The organism is Streptomyces sp. NPDC024555, from assembly GCF_055559335.1.
This window is the reverse complement of the sequence record NZ_JBVHKV010000017.1, coordinates 106,047-124,396: the sequence shown is the minus strand read 5'-3', so window position 1 is coordinate 124,396 and position 18,350 is coordinate 106,047. Positions and strand designations below refer to the sequence as shown.

Below are 18,350 nucleotides of genomic sequence, written 5' to 3'. Positions count from 1 at the left end.
GGGCGGTCACGGGTGGACGGGCCCTGTCCGTCGCGGAGTTGTCGCCGGCGACGGCGCCCGGCCCGGTGGTGGATCACCGGCCGGCAGCCCTCGTGTACGGGAGCACCAGCCGGGAGGGGTGCGCCGCGTCGCGGTAGATCTTGTGCGTGACGGGGCGGCCCACCGGCAGGTGGAAGGCGTCGGGCGGCAGCAGGGCGTTGTGCTCGTCGGCGAGGGGTTCGGCGTTGGACAGCTCCGCGACCAGCCGGTGGCCGGGGAGGAGGGTGGCGGCGAACGGGTAGACGCGCAGGACGTACTCCTCGATCCTGCCCGGCTCGACCGGGACCGCCCGGGTGTGCGGGTGGTGGGGATCTCCGTCGGTGGTGCGCTCCGCGTCGAGTTCGCGGTGCGAGGCCTTCAGGTAGGCGGTGGTGAGGAGCTGCCGTCCGCCGCCCGGGGCCTCGTCCCACAGCCGCAGGATGAGGTTGGTGTCGGGCTGGTCGATCTCCATGAAGAGGTGCGCGGCGCCCTGGCCGATCATCTCGGTCGGCTCGGTGAACGGGGCGGTGGACCAGCTGAGGATCTCCACCTTGTCGGTCACGGTGAGCGGGGCCTGGTAGAAGCCGTCGGGGGCGGCGTGCTCCGCGCCCATCCGCTCGGGCTCGGGCGACAGGGCGCGGCGCGGGCGGAGGTACAGCGGGCGGTGCTCGACGGGCCTGGGCGGCCAGGTGGTGCCGGTGACGGTCTCCCGGGAGCCCTCGACGTGGACGGTGACGGCGGGTTCGTCCATGACGCCGTTGTCGATGCCCTTCAGCCAGTACGCGTACCAGCGGAACATCTTGTCGTGCTCCTCGACGAAGGGGCGCGACTGCATCGGCGGGTAGGGGCCGATGTCGAGCTTCTTCGGGCCCTTCAGCGCGTGGAAGGTCTCGATGGTTCCGTCCATCGTCCAGCCGCGGCCCTGGTCGATCTGGAGCCAGACGGGGATGTCGATGCGGGGTGCGAGCGTGACCGGGTTGCGCTCCTCGTACCAGTCGCCGTCGAGGTCGTTCATGACGATGTCGAACCAGGCCTCGTGGTTCTTGGGGTAGGTGAGGACATGGACGAGGTTGGGCCAGGCGGCCACGTCCGGGTCGCGCAGCCGCTCGGTGACGCGTTCCCTGATCTCCTCGGGCGTGTACGTCTCCAGCATGCGGGACTTGACGCCGTCGGTGAACGCCCAGCCGGAGTCCCCGCCGCGGCCCTCGCGGGCGGCGCGCGGCATGAACCACATGACGCCGCCGTGGTACGTCGTCTCGTAGAAGTCGTAGTGGCCGCCGCTGACGAAGATCGCCTTGAGGCTCGGCGGCCGTTCGGCGGCGGCCAGCACCTGCATGGACCCGAAGTAGGAGATGCCGATCATGCCGACGTTGCCGTCGCACCACGGCTGGGCGGCGACCCATTCGATGAAGTCGTACGCGTCCTCACCGAGCGGGACACCGCCGGCGTTGTAGTTGCCGATGTGCTCGCCCTCCGAGGCGCCGGAGCCGCGCAGGTCGCCGATGACGTGGACGTACTCCTCCTCGACGACCCGGGCGATGTCGCCGGCCTCGATGCAGCCGTCCCACATGGGGCTGGGCCGGCGCTGCGGAGGGGTGGTGAGGGCGAGCGCCTGGAGTTCCTTGCCGTACGGGCTGAGCGCCACGAGCGCCGGACGGGGCCTGTCGTCGACGCCGCTGTACGCGTCGGCGGCCAGGGTCACCCCGTCGCGCATGGGCACGCGGAGGTCCTTGCGCACGGCGATCCGCTGTCCGCCCGCCTGGATCGTCTGGTGGTCGGTCATGGTGCGAAGCTCCTGTGCGACGAGTGCTGGGTGCGGTAGCCGTGCATCGAGGTGAAGAACGGCGAGGGTTCGAGGGCGGGGTCGCCGGTGTAGCCGAGCTCTTCGGCGGCGCGGGCGAACGGGGAGTACGGCGAGTCCGTCGCGCGCGGCCCGTCCGCGAGGCAGCCGCAGGCCGCCGCGCCGACCCGGGCCTCGGCCTCCAGGCTCTGGGTCAGGGCCTCCCGGGCCTGTTCGGCGTCGAGTTCCACGCCGTACGGGGTGCCGTCGGCCCGGCGGTAGGGGTGGCCGAGGTAGAGGTGGCGGGGGCGCAGCGCGTCGCGGACGTAGACCAGTCCGGCGCGGTAGGCGGCGGGGTCGGTGTATCCGGGGAAGCCGTTGGCGGCGCCGTGGACCTGGACCGCGTCCCCGACGAAGACGTCGCCCTGGCCGTCGAGGGCGTAGGCGACCGATCCGGGGGTGTGGCCGGGCAGGGCGTGCACGGAGACGGTGATCCCGCCGCCGAGGTCGAGGGATTCGCCGCCCCGGACGAGCAGGGTGGGTTCCATCTCGCCGGAGATGACGGCACGGGTGGCGGCGTCCACCCCGGAGCCGTCGCCGCCGAGGTAGCGGCCCCGGCCCGCGAGGTATTCGTCCACGTGGGCGCGGCGCGAGCGGAGCATCGGGGCGTCGGCCTCGTGGATGACGACCCGGGCGCGGCGGCCGGTGCGTTCCCACAGGTCGTACGCGCCGCCGATGTGGTCGATGTGACCGTGGGTCAGCAGGATCCAGCGGATGTCCTCGACGCGCCGGCCGAGGGCCTCCAGGGCGGGGGCCATGCCTTCGGCGGGCGAGGTGGCGATGCCCGTGTCGACGACGGCGGGCTCGGGTGCGTCGATGTAGAAGCTGTAGAGGCCGAAGCGGCCCCACGGCGAGAACATCGGATGGACGGTGGCGGTGGGAGGCATGTCTGCTCTTTCCGGACTCGTACGGAGGGGGCCGCCGCGGTCAGGAGGCGCTGAGGAAGTCGCGCGTCTCGGCGAAGACGCGCCGGTACGCGGGGATCCGGGAGAAGTGCTGGACGAAGCCGTGGCCCGCGCCCCCGTACCGGCTGACCGTCGCGTCGACCCCGGCCTCCCGCAGCCGCCGCCCGTAGAGTTCGCCCTCGTCGCGCAGCGGATCGTGCTCGGCGGTGACGACGAGGGCGCGGGGCAGCCCGCGGAGGTCGGCCCGGCGGATCGGCGAGACGCGGGGGTCGGCCGGGTCGGCTCCGCTGTCGAGGTAGAAGGCGTTGAAGGGCTTCAGTCCGGCGGTCTCCAGGCCGTAGCCGACGGCGTTCTCGCGGAGCGAGGGGTAGCGGTCGGGGTCGAAGTCCAGGTCGAGCGAGGGGTAGTAGAGGATCTGGTGGGTGATCCGGTCGAAGCCCTCGTCGTGGGCGCGGGCCGCGACGGCGGCGGCGAAGGTGCCGCCCGAACTGTCCCCGGCGACGGCCAGGGTGGTGCCGTCCCAGCCGAGCGGGTCGTCCTTCCCCGCGGCCCAGCGGACCACGGCGTAGCAGTCGTCGAGCCCGGCCGGGAAGGCGGCCTCGGGGGCGAGCCGGTAGCCGGCGGAGACGACCTTGAGCCCGGTCTCCTTCGCGAGGGAGCGCGCGATGTGGTCGTGCGTCTCCAGGCTGCCGAGGAAGAAGGCGCCGCCGTGGAAGTAGACGAGGACGCCGTGCCGGTCGGCCGGGGCGGGGGTGTAGACGCGTACGGGCACGTCGCCGGCCGGGGTGCGGGCGGTGAGGTCCTCGACGGCGTGGAGCGGGAGGCGTTCGGCGAGCGGGGCCACGTGGGCCTCGTCGGCGGCGCGCATCGCCACCGGGTCGGGCGGGCCCGGGGGCGGGGGCGGCAGGGAGGCCACGAACGCGGCGATCTCGGGGTGCAGGGCCATGGGTTCAGTCCTTCGGTGCGGCGGTCGCGGGGCGCTGGCCGGGGAAGACCTCGTCGATCTCGTCCTCGGTCCAGCCCTGGCGCGAGACGGCCTGGAGCCGGTCGGTGACGGGCTTGCGGGTGGCCTGGTAGAGGGCCAGCGCCTGCGGAACGGAGTCGGCCTCGCGCAGTGCGTCGGCGAGCGCACCGGCGTCCTCGACGGCGGAGTTGGCGCCCTGGCCCTGGTGGTGGAGCATCGAGTGGGCGGCGTCGCCGAGCAGGACCACGCAGTCGGAGTGCCAGGTGTCGACGGGGTCGATGTCGTACACGGCGCGGATGTTGACGCCGGCCATGTCGAGTTCGCGGGTGATGGCGACCAGCCGCTCGTCGAAGCCCTCGACGGTGGCGAGGAGGTCGTCCTTGGTGACCTCGGGGACCCAGGTGCCGTCCGGGCACAGGGCGGTGATGTCGAAGGAGACCTGGTCGCGGTGGCGCAGCGGCAGCAGGTAGATCTTGGTGCCCCGGCCGATGTACATCCGCAGGTCGTCGTCGGTGACCATGCCGTGGGCGTCGTCCAGGGAGATGACGGCGCGGTAGGCGTGCTCGCCGGAGAAGACGGGCTCCGCGTCGCTGAAGAGTTCCCGGCGCACGACCGACCTGATGCCGTCGGCGCCGATGACGAGGTCGGCCTCGACGCGGGCGCCGTGGGCGAAGGAGAGGACGGCGCGGTCGCCGTTGTCCGTGATGCTCTCCAGCTTGTGGCCGAGGTGGACCATGCCCTCGGGGAGGACGCCGAGGAGGGCGTCGATGAAGTCGCCGCGGTGGATCAGATGGGTGTGGATCTGCTCGCCGGCCGGCGGCCAGGTCTCCTTCATGATCGGTTCGCAGGCGGGCGTCAGGATCTCGAAGTGGGCGCTCGGGGAGGTGACCTTCGCGATGGCGTCGAAGATGCCCCACTCGCGGAAGCGGTTCATGGTGGCGGGGCGCAGCCCGATGCCGGCGCCCGCCTCGCGGATCTCGGCGGCCTGTTCGTAGACGTCGACCCGGGCGCCGAGGAGGCTGAGGGCCTTGGCCGCGGAGGCCCCGCCGTAGCCGGCGCCGACGACGGCGATCTTGAGGTTCTGGAGGTCGGAGAGCTGCATGGTGGTTCTCTCTACTTCTGGAGGGTGAGGAAGCCGGCCGGGTTGTCGACGAAGAGCGTCCTGATCGCGGCCTCGTCGAGGCCGGCGGCGCGGAGGTCGGGGACGAGGTCCTCGAAGAGGTAGTTGACGGTGTGGCCCTTGACGCCCGGCCAGCCCAGCGGGGAGCAGTTGGCGTCGGCGGAGGCGAGCACCTGGGTGAGGCGGCTCCGGTCGGCGCCGATGAAGCGGAGGAAGTGGGCGAGCCGTTCCTTGCGGGGGCGGGCCCAGAAGGGCGGGTCGGGCAGCTCGGTCTCGTAGCCGAAGGTGTCGAAGCCGATGCGTCCGCCCTGTTCGGCGATCCACACGTCGCGGGTCTTGTCGGCGTTGACGCCGTCGTCGACGTGGCCGAACAGGACGCGGTGGAGCGGGAGTCCCTCCTCGCGGAAGATGGCGACGGCGTTCTCGGCGTCGATCGCGAGGTGGGTGAGAACGGGAACGCCGGTGGTGAGGGCGGCGCGCGCGGCGGCGCGGTAGATGCGCTTGTCCAGGTCGGTCATCCGCCCGCCCCGGCTGACCCCGACCTTGATGACTCCGGCGCGGCTTCCGGTGTTCCCGATGCCGACGGCGGTCTCGTGGACGAACTGCCGTGTCAGGTAGTCCACATCGGCCCGCGCGAAGTGCGGCAGGGCGGTGTCGCCGCCGACGAAGCCGGTGCAGGCGACGATGTGGACGCCGGTCTTGGCGGACAGGGACTTGTAGTAGTCGATGTCGCGGCCGTTGCAGATGCCGGTGGCGTCGACGAAGGTGCCGCCGCCGTTCTCGTGGAACGCGCGGAGCTTCGGCACGGTCTCGGCGTAGCGCTCCTCGGGGGTCTTCCACCACCGGGTGTCCAGCTCGGAGCCGGGCATTCCGTAGCCGATGTGCTCGTGGACGGCCACGAAGCCGAGTTCCTCGGCCGGGACCGTCCCGAGGACGGTGTTCACTCTGGACACTGCACTCACCTTTGAACGAAGAGACGTGACGGGGGTACGCGGAGCCGCGCTCAGCGCACGGACAGCAGGTCGCGCGGGTTGTCCACGAGAATCCGCCGGATGTCCTCCTCGCCGAGGCCGTGCGTCCTCAGGAGCGGGACGAACACGGTCAGCACCTGGCTGTAGGGGAGGCCGTTGCCGGTGTGGCCCTTGGCCACCCCGGTGGCACCGGCCGACAGCAGGACGCGGTCGCCGTGTCCGTCGCGGACGAGCGCGGCGACGAGCGCGGCGCGTTCGGCGTCGCCGATGTGGTCGTCGTCCTCGGTGCCGACGTGGTCGAACGCGGCGTAGGCGCCCGCGCGGGCGACCGCCTCGGGGGCTTCGGCGGCGACGGCGTCGCGTCGGTCGAGTCCGGCAACGGCGATCCGGCCGGCGGGCAGCTCCTCGTCGAGGGCGAGGCCGAGGTCGTGGAGGGCGTCGGCGCCGAAGCGGACGGAGAGCGGGACGCCGGTGGCCAGGGCGGTGCGGGCGGCGCCGCGCAGCAGGCTCTCGTCGGTCGCGGTGGCGCCCGTGCGGGTGGCGGCGGTGGCGACGAGCCCGGCGGCGGCGCGCCGCTCGACGCGGGGCACGACCATGCCCTCGGTGATCTCGGCGGTGAACAGGGCCGCGAACTTCTCGGCGGGCCAGGGGGTCGGGGGGTTGGTCTGCGGGGTGAGGAAGTAGCCCCCGAGCATCTCCTCGGGCCCCTGTCCGGTGGACGCGACGAGGTGGACGCCGGTGGTCCGGGACAGGGCCTCGTAGAGAGGGAGGTCCCGGCCGTGGAACATGCCGGTGCTGTCGACGACGGTGCCGCCGCCGTGTTCCCGGAAGTCCGTGAGTGCGGCGGCCAGGGTCTCGAAGACCTCGGCGCGGTCGATCGTGATGTCGAAGGCGTGCTCCGCGCCCGGCACCACCGACAGCAGTGCCTCGTGGACCGCGACGACGCCCAGCTCCTCGGCGGCCACCGGTCCCAGGACGGTGTTGACGGTGTTGGTCTTGAGGCTCATGCCTGCCCTCACAAGTACGGGTGGGGTGCGTCGCACCTTGTGGCAGTCACCGTAGCCATTCGCTTTACATCGCGTCAATGAAACAGACACCAGGAAAAAATAATCACCTGGCAGTGCACTGAGCTGCGCGAAGACGCCGCTTCATCCATGCGCCGCATGCCCCGGTATACGAATCATTCATTTGATGGATGCCGGGGCGCCCACTTCACTGAGCGCATGACCACTCCACCCGTCTCCGGCGTCGACCTCTTCGCGGACGACGTCCTGCTCGACCCGTATCCCGTCTATGCCGGGCTCCGCGAGCTGGGCCCCGTCGTACGGCTGCCGGAGAACGACCTGTACGCGCTGACGCGCTACGACACCGTCCGCGCCGCCCTGGCGGACTGGCCGTCGTTCTCCTCGGACTCGATCGGGTTCAACCCGGCGGTCAACGAGGCCCTGGCCGGCACCTCGCTCGCCTCCGATCCCCCGGACCACACCCGGCTGCGGGCGACGCTCACCGAGAACCTCTCGCCCCGGGCGCTGCGCGGGCTCAAGGGCGGCGTCGAGGCCAAGGCCGACGCCCTGGTCGCCGAACTCGTCGCCGGGGGCCGCTTCGAGGCGATCGACGCCCTGGCCCGCGTCCTCCCCCTGGAGGTGGTCGCCGACCTGATCGGCTTCACCGGCGAGGCCCGCGCCAACATGCTGCGCTGGGGACAGGCCGCCATGCAGGTCATCGGCCCGATGAACCGGCGCACCGCCGAGAGCTTCCCGGTCGCCGGAGAGCTCTACGCCTGGTGCGCGCGGGTCCGGGCCGGCGACCTCGCCGAGGGGTCCGTCGGACGCGGCATCTTCGAGGCCGAGGCCCGCGGCGCGATCGCGCCGGGCACCGCGGGCGCGATCATCCACCAGTACCTCGGCGCCGGCGTCGACACCACCGTGGCCGCGATCGGCAACGTCGTCGCGCTGTTCGCCGCCCATCCCGACCAGCTGGCCCTGGTCCGCGAGGACCCCTCGCTGATCCCCGCCGCGTTCCACGAGGTGCTGCGCTACTGGGCGCCCGTCAACGCCTGGGGCCGCCGCGCCACCCGGGACGTCGTGATCGACGGGGCGCTCGTCCCGGCCGGCTCCCGGATCGCGGTCCTCCTCGGCTCCGGGAACCGCGACCCCCGCCACTTCGAGGACCCGGACACCTTCCTGGTCCGCCGCAATCCGGCCGACCACCTCGCGTTCGGCTACGGCCCGCACGGCTGCGCCGGGCAGGGGCTCGCCCGGCTGGAGGCGCACGCCGTGATCGGCGCGCTGGCCCGGCGCGTCTCCCGCATCGTCACCGGACCCGAGGTGCGGGTGCCCGGCAACATCACCCGGAGCATCGACAAGCTCCCCGTCCTGGAGGTGACCCCCGTATGAGAATCGTTCTCGACCGGCCCCGCTGCGAGGGCCACGGCCTGTGCGAGGAGGCCGCGCCCGGCCTGATGCACCTGGACGACGACGGCGTCCCCGTCCTGGACCGCGAACCCTCCGACGAGGCCGACGCCGCCGCGGCACGGGCCGCCGTGCGGGTCTGCCCGGTCGCGGCGCTGAGGCTCGCGTGAGCGGCCCTGCCCCGGGCCGTGCCGTGATCGTCGGCAACGGCATCGCCGGGCTCACCGCCGCCGACACCCTGCGCGCGGAGGGCTTCGACGGCGAGCTGACGATCGTCGGCGACGAACCGCATCCGGCGTACAGCCGCCCCGCGCTCTCCAAGGCACTGCTGCTCGACCACGCCGACTCGGCCTCGCACACCCTCCCGCCGCCCGCCCACGGGGCGACCGAACTCCTGGGCGTCCGGGCCACGGGACTGGACCCGGCCCGGCGGACCGTCACGCTCGACGACGGCACCCTCCTGCCGTACGACCGGCTCGTCCTGGCCACCGGGTCACGGGCCCGGCGGCTGTCCGGCCACCCCGGGGAGCGGACGCTGCGGGGGCTCGACGACGCCCTGGCGCTGCGCGCGCTGCTGGCGCGGCGGCCGTCGGTCCTGGTGGTGGGCGGCGGCCCGCTCGGGATGGAGATCGCGTCCGGGTGCCTGGCGTCCGGCTGCCGCGTCACGCTCGTCTCGGACGGGCCGCCGCTGGCCGCCCGGCTCGGCCCCCATCTCGCCGGGGTGCTGGCCTCGGCCGCGCGGGAGCGGGGCCTCACCCTCCGGGAGGGCAAAGCCCTGCGCGTCGAGGGCGCCGACGACGCGCCCCGGGCCGTGCTCACCGACGGCACGGTCCTGGAGGCGGACCTCCTGGTCTCGGCCGTCGGTGACGTGCCCCGTACGGAATGGCTCGCGGGCAGCGGGCTGCCGCTCACCGCGCGGGGCGCCGTGCCGGTCGACACCCGCGGGCTCGTCCGCCCGGAGATCGCCGCCGCCGGCGACCTCGCGGCGCTCCCCACCCCGCACGGTCCGCGGCGGCTCCCCCTGTGGGGCAGCGCGATCGACCAGGCCGCGGCCGGTGCGCGGGCCCTCCTCCGGGGCGCCGGCGCGCCCCCGCTCGCGGTCCGGCCGTACTTCTGGACGGAGCAGTTCGGGCTGCGTCTGAAGGCGGCCGGGCCGCTGCCCCGGGACGGCGAGCCGGAGTACGCCGAGGGCGGGCCGGGCGGCGGACCGGCGCTGCTGCGCTGGGCCGGTGCCGGTGGGGCCGGGACCGCCGTGGCGCTCAACCACCGGATCCCGGTGCCCCGGCTGCGCCGGCTGGCGGCCGGAACCGGCCTCTGAGCGGCGCGCCCGTGCGGGCGGCCGGGTCCGTGCGCACGGGCGGCTCCGTAGGGTGGGCCGCATGAACGACGGCACGGGCGGGGAGCGCGGCACGGGGCTGGACCGGCTGGCCTCGGTCAATCTCAATCTGCTGGTCCCGCTCCTCGCCCTCCTGGAGGAGGGCTCGGTGACCCGGGCGGCCGAGCGCGTGGGGCTGTCGCAGCCCGCGATGAGCCATGCGCTGACCCGGATGCGGCGGCTGCTCGGGGACGATCTCGTCGTACGGCAGGGGTCGGGGCTCACGCCCACCCCGCGCGCCCTGGAGCTGATCGCACCGCTGCGCGCCGCGCTGGAACAGACGGCCCGCATCGTCGACTTCCCGTCCTTCGACCCGGCGACGGACCGGCGGGTGATCACGGTCGCGATGACGAACAGCACGGCGTTCGTCATCGGCCCCCGGCTGGCCCGGATCGTCGCCGAACGGGCCCCGCACGCCACCCTGCGGGTGCGCACGATCACGGTGCCGACCGAGGCCACGTACACCGATCGCGGGGTCGATGTCGTGCTGGTCTCCGAGGGGCACTTCTCGCCGTACCCGCGCGAGCGGCTGTACCACGACCGCTGTGTGGTGGTGGCCTCGCCGGACGCGCCGCCGGAGGCGAGCGCCCTCGATCTGCTGACCACCCTGCGGCACATCGTCGTGGACACCGAACGGCGGGTCTTCCCCTACGCGTTGCTGGAGGAGCGCGGAATCCCCTACCGCGTCGGGCAGTTGGTCTCCGATTTCCTGCTGGTGCCGTTCCTGGTCGCCCGCTCGGGCGGAAGCGTCGCGCTGCTGCGGTTCCAGGTGGCCGCCGCGACGGGGGCGCTCACGGAGCTGCGGATCGAGGAGTTCCCGTTCCCGGTGCCGGGGCTGGGGATCGATCTGGTCTGGAACCCCCGGCTCGGCGACCGGCCGTTCACCGCGTGGCTGCGGACCGTGCTGCTGGACGCCGCCGCGGGGCTGTGAGCGGGGCGCTCAGTTCAGCAGGGCGGCCCAGCTGGCGGTGAGTTCGCCGAGCATCTGTTCCCGGGTGAGCTTCCAGTCGGCACGGTCCCAGTGCTGGGCGACGAAGTCGAGCTGGGCCATGGCCAGGACGCCCCGGAAGTGCCGCTGGTGCGGCTCCAGCCGGCCGGCCTCCGTCAGCCCGTCCTCGATGTCGCTGATGGCCTCCTCCAGCCAGCGCTCCACGAGGTCGGTGAGGTCGGGGTCGACGACCGCCGCGTCCCGGCCGATGCGGATGATGGGGCGGATCGCCGGCCAGCTGTCGGCGGTCCGGCCGAGCCAGGCGGCGATCGCCTCCGGGGACCCGTCGGCGACGGTGGCCACCAGTCCGAGCGCGGTGGAGCCGTGCTCGGGCGAACCGACGCGCTGGAGCGCCTCGTTGAGCTGTTCGTCGATGAGCGCCTGCATCAGCTCGCTGCGGGAGGAGAAATAGGCGTAGAACGTGGCACGCGTGGTGCCCGCCGCGGTCGCGATGTCGTCGACCGTGGTGACGGCGTACCCCTTCGTCTTGAACAGTTCGAGGCCCGATTCCAGCAGCAGCCTGCGGGTCATCCGCTTCTGTGCCTCACGAAGGTTCGCCATGCACGGATCCTAACGCGCCGGCCCCCGCCGGCCGCACGCGCCGGATGCCCCGCACACAGGGCGTCGTCTCTCCTGACACCGCGCACGGCGACGGGCCGCGGCCGGGTCACACCAGGTCGATGTCCAGCCGTTCGCGCAGGCCGGCGAGCGTGATGCCGTACGTCTCCAGAACCCTGACGCCGTCCGGGCCGGGCTCGAAGACGCCGTGGTCGGTGTAGACGCGGCCGACGCAGCGGGCGCCGGTGAGCGGGCAGGTGCAGGCGGGGACGAGCTTGGGCGCGCCCTCGCGGGTGAACAGCCGCATCATCACCAGGACCTCCCGGGCGCCGACGGCGAGGTCCATGGCGCCGCCGACGGCCGGAATCGCGTCGGGGTCGCCGGTGTGCCAGTTGGCGAGGTCGCCGCGGGCGGAGACCTCGAAGGCACCGAGGACACAGACGTCGAGATGGCCGCCGCGCATCATCGCGAAGGAGTCGGCGTGGTGGAAGTAGGCCGCTCCGGGCCGTTCGGTGACCGGGACCTTCCCGGCGTTGGTGAGGTCCGGGTCGATGTCGTCGCCGGTCGCGGCGGGGCCCATGCCGAGCATGCCGTTCTCGGTGTGCAGCACGATGCCCGCCTCCGGCGGGAGGTGTTCGGCGATCCGGGTCGGCTGCCCGATGCCGAGGTTGACGTACGAGCCGGGCGCGATGTCCCGGGCGATCCGGGCGGCGAGTTCGTCGGTGGTGAGCGGTCCCCGGTCCGCGTGCTCGAAGGGCGTCGTCGTGGTGGTCGTGGCCGTCATCAGCGGGCTCCCCGCACGGTCAGGTGCCGGGGTTCGGCACGGACGAGTCGGTCGACGTGGATGCCGGGTGTGACCACGGTCTCGGGATCGATGGCCCCGGCGGGCACGATCTCGGCGACCTGGACCACGACCGTGGTGGCGGCGGTCGCCATGACCGGGCCGAAGTTGCGGGCGGTCCTGCGGTAGACGAGGTTGCCCAGGGTGTCGGCGCGGTGTGCCTGGATGAGCGCCACATCGCCCTTGATCGGGTGTTCGAGGACATGGACGCGTCCGTCGAGCTCCCGGGTCTCCTTGCCCTCCGCCAGCGGGGTGCCGGCGCCGACCGGGCAGTAGAAGGCACCGATCCCGGCGCCCCCGGCCCGTATCCGTTCGGCGAGGGTCCCCTGCGGGACGACCTCCAGCTCGACCCGTCCGGCCCGGTAGAGCCCGTCGAAGACATGGGAGTCGCTCTGCCGGGGGAAGGAGCAGACGATCCTGCGGACCCGGCCGGCCGCGAGCAGCGCGGCCAGTCCCACCTCACCGTTCCCGGCGTTGTTGGAGACCACGGTCAGATCGCGGGCACCCTGCCGGATCAGGGCGTCGATGAGGTCGAACGGCATGCCGGCCAGACCGAATCCGCCCACCAGGACCGTGGCACCGTCCCGGACGCCGGCCACGGCCTCGTCGGTGCTCGCGGCGATGGTCGTGATCATGCCGGGACCTCCTCGTGCGCGGCCGGCTCCCCGGAACGGGCCGGGGCGCGGCCTCCGGTGCCCGGATCGGGGCCGTCGTCGGCGGGAGGGGTGGCGAAGGCCATGGTGTCGTCCTCGGATCGCGGGGAGAGGGGGTGGGAGGGGCGGGGGCGGGCGCGCCCCGCCGGAGCGGGCCCAGCCTGCGCCGGGTCGCTCTGCGGAACATGTAGATTCTGGAGAGCAGAACGAGCACCCGGGGTGTGCGCGGGCCCGCCGGGGCCGCCGCCGGGACCGGTCCGGTGCGAGGAGGCCCCGTGGACAAGCCGCTGAAGACGCCCCCGCCGTACCCCATCGCGAGCGTCGACCACGCACTCAGGGCCGCGACGATGCTCCAGCTGGAGGGCGCCGCGACCGTCTCGCAGATCGCCGAACGGCTGGGAGTGGCCCGGTCCACCGCCCACCGGATCCTGGCGATGCTGGTCTACCGGGACTTCGCGGTGCGCGACGAGAGCCGGGTCTACCGGGCGGGCCCGGTCCTGGAGCTGGCGGCGCACTCGCAGTCGCAGGTCTCCCGGCTGCGCGCGGCGGCGCTGCCCCATCTGCACCGGCTGGTGAGCCTGCTGGACGAGACGGCGAACCTGACGATCCGGACCGGGGACACGACCCGTTTCATCGCCAGCGTGGAGAGCGGGCAGGCGCTGCGGGTGGGCTCGCGCGAGGGCATGGTGTTCGCCGCCCACCGCACGACGGCCGGGCTGCTGCTGCTCGCCGCCCTGGACGACGACGAGCTGGCGGAGCTGTACGCGGAGGGCCGCTACCGCGACCGCCCGGCGGACCGGCCGGATCTGGCGCGGCTCCGTCCCGAGCTGCGGCGCGTCGCGCGCACCGGCTTCGCGGTGAACCAGGAGCGGTCCGAGCGCGGGCTGGTCGCCGTGGGCGTCCCGGTGCACGGCGCGGACGGCACCCCGCAGGCGGGCCTGTCGGTCTCGCTGCCCAGCGTGCGCTACGACGCGCACGACCTTCCGTCGCTGGTCGCGACGCTCGGCGCGGCGGCGCGCGCGATGGAGGCGGATCTGCGCTCGGCGGAGTGATCCGCGACGCGGGGAGCCCGGGAGCGCCGGGCGTACGGCTGCCGACCGCGGGGCCGTCGGCAGCGGGGGCGCCGTGCGCGCGGCCGCTGTTCTCGGGGCCGCCGCGCTGCGGGCCGCCATGCGTACGGCCGCCGTGCGTACGACCGCACCGCCCGACGCCCTGACGTCGAGACTATTCACCACATGCCACGAACATTTCATTGACACAGTGTATTGCGAAGTGTCATTCTCCACGACACCGCGCCGGATCCGAGCCGTGGCTCCACCCCCTCGACCACGAGCACGGCACCGGGCGCGCACGACGAGCGACGCGCGACGCTCCCCTCCCCCCTCCCCTCGCTCCGGCCGTCGGCCGGAGCCCGTCCCGCCCGGTGGCGGGGCACTCACCTCTTCCCAGCCAGGGAGAAAAAGCAATGACGCTCAACAACGGGACGACGGCGTCCCCCGGCCCAACCGCGGGGGCCGCCCGGAGGCCGGGCTACGCGGGAACGCTGGCTGCCACCAGCTGTGCGGTGTTCGTGGCGCAGGTCGCCAACGCGCTGCCGGCCTCGCTCAACGGCCTCTTCCAGGAGGACCTGAACACCCACGGCTCCCAACTGACCTGGATCACCTCGGCCTTCATGATCGCCGTGGTGTGCTTCGAGTTCACCTTCGGCGTGCTCGGCGACCGCTACGGCCGCAAGCGGCTCGTCGCGGCCGGCGCCGCCCTCGTCGCCGTCGGCAGCTCCGTGGCCGCCCTGGCGCCGACCGTGCAGGTCCTGTGGGTGGGCGCCGCGCTCAACGGCCTCGGCGCCGGCGCGCTGTTCCCCGGCTCGCTCACCATGCTCGTCTCGGTCACCCGTACCGCCCGGGAGCGGGCCCAGGCCGTCGCGCTGTGGACCGGCTTCCTGTCGGCGGGCGCGGCCCTCTCACCGCTGCTCGGCGGGATGTTCGCCGAGGTCGGCTCCTGGCGCGGCTCCTTCTGGGTCCTCGTGGGCCTCGCGGCGGTGAGCATGGCGCTCACGCTCGTCCTGACCACCGAATCACGCTCCCCGGAGGGGCGTTCGCTGGACATACCGGGCCAGATCACCTTCGCCATCGGTCTGATCCTGGTGCTGTACGCGGCCGTCGAGGGCCCCGAGTCCGGCTGGACGACCCTGCCCGTCCTGCTGTCCGGGATGATCGGGCTGGTCTTCCTCGCGGGCTTCGTCCTGGTCGAGGTGGGCGCGAGCTCGCCGATCTTCGATCTGAGCCTGTTCCGCAACCGGGCCTTCACGGTCTCGTCGCTGGTCGCCGTGATCGGCATGCTCGCCTTCCTCGGCGCCTGCTTCGCGACCAGCATGTGGCTCGGCCCGGTCCAGCACCAGGACCCGCTGCGCGTCGCGATCCCCTTCCTGCTGCTCCAGGGGCCCGCGTTCGTGCTGATCCCCGTCGTCTCGCGGCTGCTCCACCGGGTGGCCCCGACCTGGCTGCTGACCTCGGGCTTCGTCCTGATGTCCGTCGGCTGCTTCCTGTGCACCGGCCTCGATGTGACGGACCCCGGCCTGACCGCGTTCATCGTGCCGGACCTGCTGATCGGCATCGGCTTCGCGCTCTGCGTCAGCTCCGTGACGGCGGTGGCCCTGGACAGCGTGGAGCCGAAGCTGGCGGGCATGGCGAGCGCGACCACCAACATGCTCCGCGACCTGGGCTTCGCGCTCGGCCCCGTGGTGGTCGGCGCGGTCGCCCTGAGCAAGGCCGGATCCGCGTTCACCTCGAAGCTGAGCGGGGCGGACCTGCCCGCCGAACAGCTCGGCGCGGCGCGCGGGATCGCCGCCGAGGGCGGGCCGATCGCCGTGAACAGTCTGCCGCCGGGCACCCCCGGTTCGGCGGCGCACGGCCTCGCCCTCGACGCCCTGGGCCACGGCTTCACCACCGCGTTCCTCATCTGCGGTACGGCGGCCGCGGTGGCCGCGGTCCTGACGTTCGTCGGGATGATCGGCCTCAAGCACCGTCCCGTGTCCGGCGCGACGGACGGGGAGCCGGCCGCCGCCGCCCCCGCGCCTGCCGCGGCGTGACGGTCCGGCACCGGGTCCGGCCCACCGCGTGCGCGGTGCCGGGCCCGGTGCGGGAACGCCCTCGGACGCCGTTCAGCGGCGGCGGCGCCGCTCCCCCGGATCGCACTTGGCCTTGAGGGCCGCGAAGAAGACCGGCAGCCTGTCGACCATGGACCGGGGCACCGGTGTCGTCTGGACGGTGCCCCGGTCCACGTCCTGGAGGACGAGCGTGAACCCGCCGTTCTCCTCGACGAGTTCGGCGGCGTAGCGCAGTCTCCCGGCCGGGGCGTCCGCATCGGCGTACGCCTCGGCCTCGCTCAGGGTCTCCGTCACGGCCGTCCCCCGCCTTCCGCTCCGGCACGGGCCGGGACCGCCCGGCCGAGGGTGTCGTGGAGCCACGCGGTCCACTCCCCGGTCGCCCGCTCCTCGTCGGCGTCCTCGGCGAACAGGTGGTGGCCCAGCCAGATCGGTACGTTCCAGCTGCTGCCGTTGAAGAAGCGGTACAGGGCGTCCGGGCCGCGCAGCCCGAGGAAATCGGGTCCGGTCCAGTCCACGACCGCCTCGACCGGCCCGTTCCCCGGTCCGGGGGCCAGGAGCGGGAAGCGGTCTCCCGCCACGGCTCCGTCCGGCACGCCCAGGCGCCGGCGCAGTGCGGCGAAGTCCGCCGGATCGGCAGTGGGTTCGGGGCACTGGGCGCGGACGTAGACGGCGCGCCGGCCGGCGAAGTGCCTGAGGTATTCGGCCAGGGCGTGCTGGTGGAAGTCGACGTACTTCTCGGCGACGTCCGTCTTGGCGTCCCACTGCCAGGCCTCGTCCACGACGCCCGTGTGCACCCAGTGGATACCCATGCGCAGATGGCTCGTGCCGTCGTCGGCCGGTTCCACGCGGTAGGTGAGCGTATTGGAGAAGCCGCCTTCCTGGGTCGCCTTCACGGCGAGGTGGCGCGGCGGCTCCCAGGCCAGCACGGTGGCGTCGCCCCGGGTGACCCGGCCGCCGACACGGGGCTCGATCTCCATCGGGTAGAGCCAGCCGAGGTTGCCGGGGCCGGTGGCGACCGCTTCCCAGACCTGGTCGGGCGGGGCGGGCAGCCGCTGCTCCCGGCGGACCTGGAACTCTCGGGCCATGGTCGGTTCTCCTTCTCGTCGTCTCGCCGCCGGCGGAGCGGCGGCCGTGGGGTCAGTAGGACAGCGGGAGGGCGGTGAGCCGCCGTTGCAGCGGGTTGTCCCGCCACTCCGGCTCCGCCCCTTCGGCGAGTCGGAGCCGGGGCAGCCGGCGTACCAGCGTGCCGAGGGCGGTCTCGGCCTGGAGCCGGGCGAGCGGGGCGCCGAGGCAGAAGTGCGGGCCGTGGCCGAAGCTCAGCTGGCGGTGGCCGGGCCGGGTCAGGTCGAGCCGGTCGGGGTCCTCGAAGCACTCCGGGTCGCGGTTGGTCGCACCGAGGACCAGATAGACCAGCTCGCCCTCGCGCAGGGTCCGTCCGCCGATCTCCATGTCCTCGGCGACGACCCGGACGATGGCCTGGGTCACCGTGTCGTAGCGGATCAGTTCGTCGACGGCGCCCCGGATCAGCCCGGGGTCGGCGCGCAGCCGGGCGAGCTGGTCCGGGTGGCGCAGCAGGGCCAGCATCCCGTTGCTGATCACATGGGTGGTGGTCTCGTCCCCGGCGGTGATCAGGACGAAGCAGGTGGAGAGCAGTTCGGAGTCGGTGAGCCGGTCGTCCTGGGCCTGGGTGGCGACCAGGGCGCTGATCAGGTCGTTGCCGGGGGCCCTGCGGCGCTGCCGGACGAGTCCGGCGAGGTAGTCCTCGTACTCCGTGATCGCCTTCTCGGACCTGTCGATGTCCTCGCTGAGCCGGCCGAAGCGGCGGAACCAGCCCTTGACGCGGGGCCGGTCCTCGTCGGGGATGCCGAAGAGTTCGCAGACCACGGACATCGGCAGCGGGGAGGCGACGGCCTCGACGAGGTCCATGGAGGGGCCGGCCGCGACGGCCTCGTCGACGAGTCGGTCCACGATCCGCCGGACCCCGTCGCGCAGGGCCTCGACGCGGCGGGCGGTGAAGGCCCGGTTGGCGAGTTTGCGCAGCCGGGCGTGGTCGGGCGGGTCGGTGTTGCTCATCACCCGGCCGAGCCGGTCGGTGAGCCGGCTGAACTCCTTGAGGTCGCCGCCCAGCGCTTCGTACGCGCGGGTCATCCTGTCGCGGTCGTTGGAGAGCCGCAGATCGCCCAGGGCACGCTCCACATCGGCGTGCCGGGTGAGGTACCAGATGCCCTGGGCGCTGCGGTGGACCGGGTCCTCGCGGCGCATGCGGGCGTAGAGCGGGTAGGGGTCGCGGCGGGCCCCGGGGGTGAGCAGGGCCGCGGCGAGATCGCCGGGGCCGGCGGGGCCCGCGGTGGCGCGGGCCCCGGCCGGCGTGTCGGTGGTGGTCACCGCTGGGCGTCCATCGCCTCGGCGAGGCTCCGGGGCCGCATGTCGGTCCAGGACTCCTCGATGTGGGCGAGGCAGGCGGCGTGGGTGCCGGGTCCGTGGACGACGGTCCAGCCGGCCGGGACGTCCGCGAACTGCGGCCAGAGCGAGTGCTGGTTCTCGTCGTTGACGAGCACGAGGAAGGTGCCGTCCTGGTCGTCGAAGGGGTTGGTCATGGG

At 73.4% G+C, this 18,350-nt stretch carries 19 protein-coding genes; 6 read left to right on the top strand and 13 right to left on the bottom strand.

Annotation, left to right across the window (positions count from 1 at the left end):
* Positions 1–73 precede the first annotated feature (73 nt).
* Genes ACZ4FH_RS27480 through ACZ4FH_RS27455 form a run of 6 tightly spaced genes read right to left on the bottom strand, consistent with a single transcriptional unit; the run spans position 74 to position 6,825 of the window.
* On the bottom strand, positions 74–1,801 hold the full coding sequence (locus ACZ4FH_RS27480) for a CocE/NonD family hydrolase (RefSeq protein ID WP_467308155.1): 1,728 nt from the start codon (positions 1,799–1,801) through the stop codon (positions 74–76).
* The gene (locus tag ACZ4FH_RS27475; RefSeq protein WP_467308153.1) at positions 1,798–2,745 is read right to left on the bottom strand and encodes an MBL fold metallo-hydrolase; all 948 of its coding nucleotides are present in this window, start codon (positions 2,743–2,745) and stop codon (positions 1,798–1,800) included. The genes ACZ4FH_RS27480 and ACZ4FH_RS27475 overlap by 4 nt, the downstream gene beginning before the upstream one ends.
* A 40-nt stretch (positions 2,746–2,785) precedes the next feature.
* On the bottom strand, positions 2,786–3,709 hold the full coding sequence (locus ACZ4FH_RS27470) for an alpha/beta hydrolase (protein WP_467308152.1): 924 nt from the start codon (positions 3,707–3,709) through the stop codon (positions 2,786–2,788).
* A gap of 4 nt (positions 3,710–3,713) precedes the next feature.
* The gene (locus ACZ4FH_RS27465) at positions 3,714–4,829 is read right to left on the bottom strand and encodes an FAD-dependent oxidoreductase (protein WP_467308150.1); all 1,116 of its coding nucleotides are present in this window, start codon (positions 4,827–4,829) and stop codon (positions 3,714–3,716) included.
* An 11-nt stretch (positions 4,830–4,840) separates the two neighbouring features.
* Positions 4,841–5,800: a phosphotriesterase family protein gene (locus tag ACZ4FH_RS27460; protein WP_467308149.1), complete on the bottom strand. Its 960-nt coding sequence runs from the start codon at positions 5,798–5,800 to the stop codon at positions 4,841–4,843.
* A gap of 50 nt (positions 5,801–5,850) precedes the next feature.
* The gene (locus tag ACZ4FH_RS27455; protein ID WP_467308147.1) at positions 5,851–6,825 is read right to left on the bottom strand and encodes a phosphotriesterase family protein; all 975 of its coding nucleotides are present in this window, start codon (positions 6,823–6,825) and stop codon (positions 5,851–5,853) included.
* A gap of 216 nt (positions 6,826–7,041) precedes the next feature.
* Between ACZ4FH_RS27455 and ACZ4FH_RS27450 the strand changes: the two genes are divergently transcribed.
* The 4 genes from ACZ4FH_RS27450 (at position 7,042) to ACZ4FH_RS27435 (ending at position 10,535) form a co-directional block, all read left to right on the top strand.
* Entirely contained in the window at positions 7,042–8,214 is a 1,173-nt protein-coding gene (locus ACZ4FH_RS27450; protein WP_467308146.1) for a cytochrome P450, read from the top strand.
* Positions 8,211–8,399 carry a ferredoxin gene (locus ACZ4FH_RS27445; protein WP_467308145.1) on the top strand — a complete coding sequence of 63 codons (189 nt, stop codon included), beginning with the start codon at positions 8,211–8,213 and terminating at the stop codon, positions 8,397–8,399. Before ACZ4FH_RS27450 ends, ACZ4FH_RS27445 begins: the two co-directional genes overlap by 4 nt.
* A complete protein-coding gene (locus tag ACZ4FH_RS27440; RefSeq protein ID WP_467308144.1) occupies positions 8,396–9,547 on the top strand; it encodes an NAD(P)/FAD-dependent oxidoreductase in 1,152 nt (383 codons plus the stop codon). The genes ACZ4FH_RS27445 and ACZ4FH_RS27440 overlap by 4 nt, the downstream gene beginning before the upstream one ends.
* A 61-nt stretch (positions 9,548–9,608) precedes the next feature.
* Positions 9,609–10,535 carry a LysR family transcriptional regulator gene (locus tag ACZ4FH_RS27435; RefSeq protein WP_467308142.1) on the top strand — a complete coding sequence of 309 codons (927 nt, stop codon included), beginning with the start codon at positions 9,609–9,611 and terminating at the stop codon, positions 10,533–10,535.
* A gap of 9 nt (positions 10,536–10,544) precedes the next feature.
* On the opposite strand, the gene ACZ4FH_RS27430 is transcribed toward ACZ4FH_RS27435, so the two are convergent.
* The 3 genes from ACZ4FH_RS27430 to ACZ4FH_RS27420 all read right to left on the bottom strand — a co-directional run bounded on the left by ACZ4FH_RS27430 (position 10,545) and on the right by ACZ4FH_RS27420 (position 12,626).
* Positions 10,545–11,153 carry a TetR/AcrR family transcriptional regulator gene (locus ACZ4FH_RS27430; RefSeq protein ID WP_467308140.1) on the bottom strand — a complete coding sequence of 203 codons (609 nt, stop codon included), beginning with the start codon at positions 11,151–11,153 and terminating at the stop codon, positions 10,545–10,547.
* 106 nt (positions 11,154–11,259) lie between these two features.
* Positions 11,260–11,934, bottom strand: coding sequence for a 3-oxoacid CoA-transferase subunit B (locus tag ACZ4FH_RS27425; RefSeq protein WP_467308139.1), 675 nt, complete (start codon positions 11,932–11,934; stop codon positions 11,260–11,262).
* Positions 11,934–12,626 carry a 3-oxoacid CoA-transferase subunit A gene (locus tag ACZ4FH_RS27420; RefSeq protein ID WP_467308137.1) on the bottom strand — a complete coding sequence of 231 codons (693 nt, stop codon included), beginning with the start codon at positions 12,624–12,626 and terminating at the stop codon, positions 11,934–11,936. The genes ACZ4FH_RS27425 and ACZ4FH_RS27420 overlap by 1 nt, the downstream gene beginning before the upstream one ends.
* A 293-nt stretch (positions 12,627–12,919) precedes the next feature.
* Here ACZ4FH_RS27420 and ACZ4FH_RS27415 point away from each other — a divergent pair, with 293 nt between their 5' ends.
* Together ACZ4FH_RS27415 and ACZ4FH_RS27410 are read left to right on the top strand one after the other, a co-directional pair.
* Positions 12,920–13,696, top strand: a complete 777-nt coding sequence (locus ACZ4FH_RS27415; RefSeq protein WP_467308136.1) for an IclR family transcriptional regulator — start codon at positions 12,920–12,922, stop codon at positions 13,694–13,696.
* Positions 13,697–14,109: 413 nt separating this feature from the next.
* Complete coding sequence (locus ACZ4FH_RS27410; RefSeq protein WP_467308135.1) at positions 14,110–15,732, top strand: MFS transporter; 1,623 nt, start codon at positions 14,110–14,112, stop codon at positions 15,730–15,732.
* 72 nt (positions 15,733–15,804) lie between these two features.
* Here the strand turns inward: ACZ4FH_RS27410 and ACZ4FH_RS27405 are convergent, their stop codons facing one another.
* From ACZ4FH_RS27405 to ACZ4FH_RS27390, 4 genes are read right to left on the bottom strand one after another with little or no spacing between them, the layout of a single operon-like run.
* Entirely contained in the window at positions 15,805–16,044 is a 240-nt protein-coding gene (locus ACZ4FH_RS27405) for a hypothetical protein (RefSeq protein WP_467308133.1), read from the bottom strand.
* On the bottom strand, positions 16,041–16,835 hold the full coding sequence (locus tag ACZ4FH_RS27400; protein WP_467308132.1) for an SRPBCC family protein: 795 nt from the start codon (positions 16,833–16,835) through the stop codon (positions 16,041–16,043). Before ACZ4FH_RS27400 ends, ACZ4FH_RS27405 begins: the two co-directional genes overlap by 4 nt.
* Positions 16,836–16,887: 52 nt before the next feature.
* On the bottom strand, positions 16,888–18,135 hold the full coding sequence (locus ACZ4FH_RS27395) for a cytochrome P450 (protein WP_467308130.1): 1,248 nt from the start codon (positions 18,133–18,135) through the stop codon (positions 16,888–16,890).
* The gene (locus ACZ4FH_RS27390) at positions 18,132–18,347 is read right to left on the bottom strand and encodes an MbtH family protein (RefSeq protein ID WP_467308129.1); all 216 of its coding nucleotides are present in this window, start codon (positions 18,345–18,347) and stop codon (positions 18,132–18,134) included. The genes ACZ4FH_RS27395 and ACZ4FH_RS27390 overlap by 4 nt, the downstream gene beginning before the upstream one ends.
* Positions 18,348–18,350 lie beyond the last annotated feature (3 nt).

Bases quoted from the DNA above. Each gene is read 5' to 3' on its own strand.
- ACZ4FH_RS27480 (WP_467308155.1), bottom strand. From the start codon at position 1,801: ATGACCGACCACCAGACGATCCAGGCGGGCGGACAGCGGATCGCCGTG.
- ACZ4FH_RS27475 (WP_467308153.1), bottom strand. From the start codon at position 2,745: ATGCCTCCCACCGCCACCGTCCATCCGATGTTCTCGCCGTGGGGCCGC.
- ACZ4FH_RS27470 (WP_467308152.1), bottom strand. From the start codon at position 3,709: ATGGCCCTGCACCCCGAGATCGCCGCGTTCGTGGCCTCCCTGCCGCCC.
- ACZ4FH_RS27465 (WP_467308150.1), bottom strand. From the start codon at position 4,829: ATGCAGCTCTCCGACCTCCAGAACCTCAAGATCGCCGTCGTCGGCGCC.
- ACZ4FH_RS27455 (WP_467308147.1), bottom strand. From the start codon at position 6,825: ATGAGCCTCAAGACCAACACCGTCAACACCGTCCTGGGACCGGTGGCC.
- ACZ4FH_RS27450 (WP_467308146.1), top strand. From the start codon at position 7,042: ATGACCACTCCACCCGTCTCCGGCGTCGACCTCTTCGCGGACGACGTC.
- ACZ4FH_RS27445 (WP_467308145.1), top strand. From the start codon at position 8,211: ATGAGAATCGTTCTCGACCGGCCCCGCTGCGAGGGCCACGGCCTGTGC.
- ACZ4FH_RS27435 (WP_467308142.1), top strand. From the start codon at position 9,609: ATGAACGACGGCACGGGCGGGGAGCGCGGCACGGGGCTGGACCGGCTG.
- ACZ4FH_RS27430 (WP_467308140.1), bottom strand. From the start codon at position 11,153: ATGGCGAACCTTCGTGAGGCACAGAAGCGGATGACCCGCAGGCTGCTG.
- ACZ4FH_RS27425 (WP_467308139.1), bottom strand. From the start codon at position 11,934: ATGACGGCCACGACCACCACGACGACGCCCTTCGAGCACGCGGACCGG.
- ACZ4FH_RS27420 (WP_467308137.1), bottom strand. From the start codon at position 12,626: ATGATCACGACCATCGCCGCGAGCACCGACGAGGCCGTGGCCGGCGTC.
- ACZ4FH_RS27410 (WP_467308135.1), top strand. From the start codon at position 14,110: ATGACGCTCAACAACGGGACGACGGCGTCCCCCGGCCCAACCGCGGGG.
- ACZ4FH_RS27400 (WP_467308132.1), bottom strand. From the start codon at position 16,835: ATGGCCCGAGAGTTCCAGGTCCGCCGGGAGCAGCGGCTGCCCGCCCCG.
- ACZ4FH_RS27390 (WP_467308129.1), bottom strand. From the start codon at position 18,347: ATGACCAACCCCTTCGACGACCAGGACGGCACCTTCCTCGTGCTCGTC.